Raw genomic sequence first — 6315 nt, forward strand, 5'->3', positions numbered from 1 at the left:
CCCATCCAAACAGGGAGAGTCCCATGAACAAGAATCTGACCATCAAACTCGGCGCGATCGCCTTGCTGATCCTGCTGTTGCTGATCCCGTTGCTGATGATCGACGGCATCATCGATGAGCGTCAGCAACTGCGCGACGGTGTGCTCGAAGACATCGCGCGCAGCTCCAGTTACAGCCAGCAGCTGACCGGACCGGTGATGGTGGTGCCGTATCGCAAGGTGGTGCGCACCTGGAAGACCAACGAGAAAACCAACAAGCGCTACGAAGAGGTCAGCGAAGCGCGCGGGCGTTTGTACTTTCTGCCGGAGCGTTTCGAGCTCGACGGGCAAGTACAAACCGAACTGCGCAAACGCGGCATTTACGAGGCGCGACTGTTCCACGCCGACAACCGCATCGACGGGCATTTTTCCCTGCCGGCGCAGTTGGGCATCAAGGAAAACTTTGCCGATTACCAATTCGACGCGCCGTTCCTCGCCGTGGGTATCAGCGATATTCGTGGCATCGAAAACGCGCTGAAACTCGAGCTCGGCGGCCAGCAACTGGACTTTGTGCCCGGCAGCGAAGTGGCCTGGATCGGTGAGGGCGTACACGTAACCCTGCCGGCGCTCGACGCCAGCAAAGCCACGCAACTGACGTTTGGTTTCGACCTGCGCCTGCAAGGCACCGGCTCGCTGCGTGTGGTGCCGGTGGGCAAGACCAGCAGTGTCAGCCTCGCCGCCAACTGGCCGCACCCCAGCTTCGTCGGCAACTTCCTGCCGGCCAAGCGCGAGATCAATGATCAGGGTTTCAGCGCAGACTGGCAGACCTCGTTTTTCTCCACCAACCTGCAAGAGGCGATGGAGCGCTGCGTCGCTGGCGACTGTGACGCACTCAACGGGCGCAGCTTCGGCGTCAGCTTCATCGATCCGGTGGATCAGTACCTGAAGAGCGACCGGGCGATAAAATACGCGCTGCTGTTCATCGTCCTGACATTCGCCGGTTTCTTCCTCTTCGAAGTGCTCAAGAGCCTGGCGGTGCACCCGGTGCAATATGCCTTGGTCGGTGTTGCGCTGGCGTTCTTCTACCTGCTGCTGTTGTCGCTGTCCGAACACATCGGTTTTGCGCTGGCGTATCTGTTGTCGGCGAGTGGCTGCGTGTTGCTGATCGGCTTCTATGTCAGCCACGTCCTGCGCAGCGCGCGGCATGGCTTGAGTTTCTCGGCCGGGCTGGCGGCGCTGTATGGCCTGCTGTACGGATTGCTCAGCGCCGAGGATTACGCGCTGTTGATGGGCTCGCTGATGCTGTTCGGTCTGCTCGGGGTGTTCATGGTGCTCACGCGCAAACTGGACTGGTACGGGATTGGTTTGAAGCCGGCCAGGCCGCTGGAGTTTGATGTGGAGGCGATGCAATGAGCGGGTGGCTTGGGTTACGCGAGGAACAGCGTGAAGCGGAGGTTTTGGTGACGCTGCTTATTGCGTCACTACCTCAGAAACCGAGTTGGTGCATTCGCGAGCAAGCTCGCTCCCACATTGGAATGTGGTCAACTGTGGGAGCGAGCCTGCTCGCGAAGAGGCCGGAACAGGCAGCCCAGATCTAAGGCTTGGGCATCGTCGCCACCATGGACGGTCGCTGACTCACTTCAAAATACCAATTGCCCAGTTGTGGATTGGCTGCACGCCAGTCCATGTCCGGGAAGCGCAGATCCAGATAGCCCAAAGCGCAGGCCACGCTGATCGCCGCAACATCGAAATGGCTGGTCAGCTCGGCAATCGCTTCGTTCTCAAGCACGGCGAGGGCGCGGCGGATCTTGTCGCGCTGGGCGTCGAGCCACTCGTCCCAGTGTTTTTCCACCGGGCGCAGAACGGTTTCATAACGCACCATCACCGAGGCATCCATGATCCCGTCAGCCATCGACGCCAGCGTCAGGCGCCGCCAGCGCGCCGCACCTTCACGGGGGATCAACGGATTGCCGACGTGCTGCTGGTCGAGGTACTCGAGGATGACGCGGCTGTCATGGATGACATTGCCGTCGGCCAGGCGCAGGGCGGGGATCTTGCTCAACGGGTTGTCGGCGATCAGCGCAGGGTTCGGGCTGACCGGGCTGAGCACACAGTCCTGCAGCGCGACACGATCCTGCTGACCGGTTTCGTGCAGCAGCACCATGACCTTGCGGACAAAGGGCGACAGGGTGTTGTGGTACAGGGTCATGCTGGGGGCGGACATGGGCAAGGTCTCGATCAGGACAATGATCGGGCAGCATAGCCTGCTCGAGTCCGGCGCAGAACCCATGTGGGAGCGAGCCTGCTCGCGAAGGCGTCGTGACAGTCGACTTTGATGTTGAGTGTCCGGGCGCTTTCGCGAGCAGGCTCGCTCCCACAAGGGATTCTCAGCTTCGCGGCAGAAAACCTCTTATCGCCAGAAATGCCGGGACGCCAAGCCCGACCCAGCTCAAGGCATCCCAGATTCCATCCCCCAGCAACGCCGCAAACAGCCCCGCCGCGCTGAGCAGGGCGATCACGATCGGTGTGCTGAAGACCTTCCAGAAACTCGACTGACGCGGCTTCATGCCGAGGCCTCCGCGGTTTCCAATACAGGCTTGGCCGCCTTGCGCCGCACCACCCACAAATAGACACCACTGGCCAACACGATGATCGTCAGCACATCCAGCGTCGCCCAGAGAATCTTCATCGGCATGCCGCCGTAGTCACCAAAGTGCAGCGGCTGCGACATGCCCATGGCGTCCATGTACCACGGCCGTTCGGCCACAGCTGTCACTTGCAGTGTCGTGGCATCGATCAACACTGGCGTCAGCAGGTGCGAAGTCAGATGCGTGCCGCCCTTCATGAACACCGAATAATGGTGCTCGCTGGAAAAGCGCGTGCCGGGGAAGGCGATGAAATCCGGCTTCATCCCCGGTGCGACTTCCTCGGCGATGTCGAGCAGCCGCGTAGCCGGCGCCAGTTGGGTCAGCGGCGGCGCATCGCGATACGGCGCGATCAGCGTGGTCAGCGCGTCGTTGCGCCAGGCGGCGATGAGCAGGTCGGCGCAGGCGCTGATCACCCCGGTCACGCCCACCACCAGACACCAGGTCAGGGTCACGACGCCAATCAAATTGTGCAGATCGAGCCAGCGCAGCCGCGTTGATTTGTCCTGGCGCACGGTGCCGAATTTCAAGCGGCGCATGAACGGCAGGTACAGCACCGTGCCGGAGATGATCGCCACGACAAACAACAGACCCATGAACGCCAGCAGCAGCTTGCCCGGCAGCCCGGCGAACATGTCGACGTGCAGGCGCAGGATGAACAGCATCAAGCCACCGTTGGCCGAAGGGGTTTCCAGCGCTTCGCCAGTGCGCGCATCGAGCATGAAAGTGTGCGAAGAGTTCGGCTCGGTGTCGGCAGTCTTGGCCATGATCGCGAACGCCGCGTTCGGCTCTTCGTCGTCATAACCGAAGTACTGCATGACTTCGCCCGGGCGATGTTTCTGCGCGGCATCGACCAGTTGCTGCAGGTCGAGTTGCGGCGTGTCGGCCGGCATCTCGTGCAGCTCCGGGGCGTTGCCCAGCGCGTGATCAATCTCGTGGCTGAAAATCAGCGGCAGACCGGTCAGCGCCAGCATCAGCAGAAACACCGTGCAGATCAGGCTGGTCCAGGTGTGGATGAACGACCAGCGGCGGATGGTTTTACTTTTCATTGCATGACCTTCAAAAACACCAAAGCCGCCCGGTGCGGACGGCCTGGGAACAGGGCCTGTTTCAGCTCACTGGCTTACCACTTGTAAGTGGCGCTGGCGACGACACTGCGCTGGTCGCCGTAGTAGCAGTAGAAGCTGTCGCAGGTGGAAATGTAGTCCTTGTCGAACAGGTTGGTCGCGTTCACCGCCAGCGATGCACCTTTGAGACTGTTGTCCAGACGGCCGAGATCATAATGCACGCTGGCATCGAACACGGTATAGGCATCGGCCTTGCCCAGCCAGGTGTTGGCCTTGTCGCCGTAGGTGTTGCCGGTGTAGCGCACGCCGGCACCGATACCGAAACCGTCGAGCACGCCGGCGTGCCAGGTGTAGTCGGTCCACAGCGAGGCTTGTTGGTTGGGCATCAGTTGCAGACGATTGCCCTTGTCGACGCCTTTCTGCACTTCGGACTTGGCCAGGGTGTAGGCGGCGATGACTTTGAGGTTGTCGGTCACATCCGACACCGCTTCGAGCTCCAGGCCTTTGACCTTCACTTCGCCGGTCTGGCTGGTCACCGAGACGTTGTTGACGAAGGTATTCACCGCGACGTTCTTCTGGGTCAGGTCATACACGGCGGCGGTCAGCAGGGTCTTGCTGCCCGGAGGCTGGTATTTGATGCCCAGTTCCCACTGCTTGCCTTCGGTTGGCTTGAGCGAGCCGGTCGAAGTGGCATCGGCGCCGGTGGTCGGCTGGAAGGATTCGGCGTAGGACAGGTACGGCACGAAGCCGTTATCGAAGACGTAGCTGAGCGCCGCGTTGCCGCTGAATTTCTTGTCACGCTGGGTGTTGGTCGCATCGCCCTTGTTGAAGAATTCAGTGCTGGTGTGCACCCAGTCTTCACGGCCGCCGAGGGTCAGGCGCCACTGGTCGAGGGCCATTTGGTCCTGCACGTAGAGACCGGTCTGGTAGGTCTTCTGGTTGTAGTCGTAAAACGCGGTGGAGCGCGCCGGACGTACGATCGGCTGGCCGTAGATCGGGTTGATGACGTTGGTCTGCAGACCATCGCCAAAGATCGAGGTGTAGTTGGTGTTGCTGCGCTGGTGATCCAGACCCAGCAGCAAGGTGTGGCGAATGTCGCCCGTGGCGAAGTCGGCCTGGAAGTTGTTGTCCACGGCAAACTGGCTGATGTCTTCGTCGACGCTGGTGCTGGTGCGGCCGACGTTGCCCTCTGCATCCACGGTGGTGAACGGGTAGGAACCGGGTGTCAGCGACTGGAACGACAGGTCCGACTTGGTGTAGCGCAGGTTCTGCTTGAACTGCCAGACATCGTTCAACCGATGTTCGAAGGCATAACCCAGCGCGTAGTAGGTGCGGTCGTAGTATTCCCAATCCGGATCGCCGAGATTCTTGTGATGGGAAATATCACCGAGCGGCGATTTGATTTTGGTGCCCTGAATGGGCAGAAACTGGCTGGTGATGCCGGTGTCGTCGCGGGTGAACTGGCTCAGCAGAGTGAGTTTGGTGTCGTCGTCGATGTTCCAGGTCAGGCTCGGCGCGATGTTGTAGCGCTTGTTGTCGACGTGGTCGACCTGGGTGCCGCTGTCGCGCACCACGCCGCTGAGGCCATAGAGAAACTGCCCGGCGTCATCGATCTTGCCGGTGCTGGCGAAGTTGATCTGGCGGTGGTTGTCGCTGCCGTATTGCAGCTGGATTTCGCTGCTGGCTTCAGCGCTCGGGCGGCGGCTGACCATGTCGAGCAAACCGCCCGGCGGGGTCTGGCCGTACACCGACGAAGCCGGGCCACGCAGCAGGGCGAGGCGGTCGAGGTTCCAGGTTTCCTGTTTCGGGTTGGCGTACACGCCTTTGGGCAGCGGCAGGCCATCGAGGAACTGGGTCGGTTCGAAACCGCGTACGCGCAACCAGTCGGCACGGGTGTCGCTGCCGTAGCTGCTGGCGGTGATACCCGGCATGTAGCGCACGGCGTCATCGAGGCTGTGCACGCTGCGGTCGTCCATTTGCTGGCGGGTCGCCACCGAAATCGATCGCGGTGCTTCGACCAGGGCGGTGTCGGTCTTGGTGCCGGCGGCGGTGCGAGTCGCGGTGTAGCCTTCGACCGGGCCCCAGGCGCTTTCGAAGTTTTCCACGCCGATGACCGAGGTTTCCGGCAGGGCCAGCGTGCCTTCCGGCACGGCCACCAGGGTGTAAGTGCCGGCGCTGCTCCGTTCCAGTTGCAGACCGGTGCCGCGCAAGGCCGCGCGCAGGGCGCCGGCGGCGTCGTACTGGCCGTTGACCGGCGCTGAGGTCTTGCCGGCGGCCAGCGCAGGATTGAGCGACAGGGCGAGGCCGCCCTGGCTGGCGATCTGGTTCAGGGTGGTCGACAGCGGCGCCGCCGGCATGTTGTAGGCGCGCACGCTGGACGCTTGCTCAGCGGCGAGCAACGGGCTGCTGATCAGCGGCGTGCCGAAAGCGATGGCAAAAGCCAGCAGACTGGGGCGCAACAAGGTGTCTGGCGAACGGGACATACGGCGGCTCCTGAATGGAAATATTTCTCAATTGCCTGTGTGCCGGACGAGATTGGAAAAGTGATAGGGCTGGGTGGAAATTCTTTTTGCAGGAAATGGTTGTGCGGCTGATGGCGCCTTCGCGAGCAGGCTCGCTCCCACA

5 protein-coding genes are annotated in these 6315 nt (G+C 61.7%); 1 reads left to right on the forward strand and 4 read right to left on the reverse strand.

Annotated features, from left to right (window positions below; translation table 11 throughout):
- The first annotated feature begins 23 nt into the window (after positions 1-23).
- The gene (gene creD, locus D6877_RS19280; RefSeq protein WP_122881843.1) at positions 24-1391 is read left to right on the forward strand and encodes a cell envelope integrity protein CreD; all 1368 of its coding nucleotides are present in this window, start codon (positions 24-26) and stop codon (positions 1389-1391) included.
- 181 nt (positions 1392-1572) lie between these two features.
- On the opposite strand, the gene D6877_RS19290 is transcribed toward creD, so the two are convergent.
- The 4 genes from D6877_RS19290 to D6877_RS19310 form a co-directional block, all read right to left on the reverse strand.
- Entirely contained in the window at positions 1573-2202 is a 630-nt protein-coding gene (locus D6877_RS19290) for a glutathione S-transferase (RefSeq protein WP_130911795.1), read from the reverse strand.
- Positions 2203-2365: 163 nt separating this feature from the next.
- On the reverse strand, positions 2366-2545 hold the full coding sequence (locus D6877_RS19300) for a hypothetical protein (RefSeq protein ID WP_016772844.1): 180 nt from the start codon (positions 2543-2545) through the stop codon (positions 2366-2368).
- On the reverse strand, positions 2542-3672 hold the full coding sequence (locus tag D6877_RS19305) for a PepSY-associated TM helix domain-containing protein (RefSeq protein ID WP_130911796.1): 1131 nt from the start codon (positions 3670-3672) through the stop codon (positions 2542-2544). The genes D6877_RS19300 and D6877_RS19305 overlap by 4 nt, the downstream gene beginning before the upstream one ends.
- A gap of 74 nt (positions 3673-3746) precedes the next feature.
- Positions 3747-6173, reverse strand: a complete 2427-nt coding sequence (locus D6877_RS19310) for a TonB-dependent siderophore receptor (protein WP_130911797.1) — start codon at positions 6171-6173, stop codon at positions 3747-3749.
- Positions 6174-6315: the final 142 nt, after the last annotated feature.

It is taken from the genome of Pseudomonas sp. Sample_9 (assembly GCF_004307535.1).
Lineage (GTDB): Bacteria > Pseudomonadota > Gammaproteobacteria > Pseudomonadales > Pseudomonadaceae > Aquipseudomonas > Aquipseudomonas mercuritolerans.

Bases quoted from the DNA above. Each gene is read 5' to 3' on its own strand.
- D6877_RS19300 (WP_016772844.1), bottom strand. From the start codon at position 2,545: ATGAAGCCGCGTCAGTCGAGTTTCTGGAAGGTCTTCAGCACACCGATC.
- D6877_RS19310 (WP_130911797.1), bottom strand. From the start codon at position 6,173: ATGTCCCGTTCGCCAGACACCTTGTTGCGCCCCAGTCTGCTGGCTTTT.
- D6877_RS19305 (WP_130911796.1), bottom strand. From the start codon at position 3,672: ATGAAAAGTAAAACCATCCGCCGCTGGTCGTTCATCCACACCTGGACC.
- creD (WP_122881843.1), top strand. From the start codon at position 24: ATGAACAAGAATCTGACCATCAAACTCGGCGCGATCGCCTTGCTGATC.
- D6877_RS19290 (WP_130911795.1), bottom strand. From the start codon at position 2,202: ATGTCCGCCCCCAGCATGACCCTGTACCACAACACCCTGTCGCCCTTT.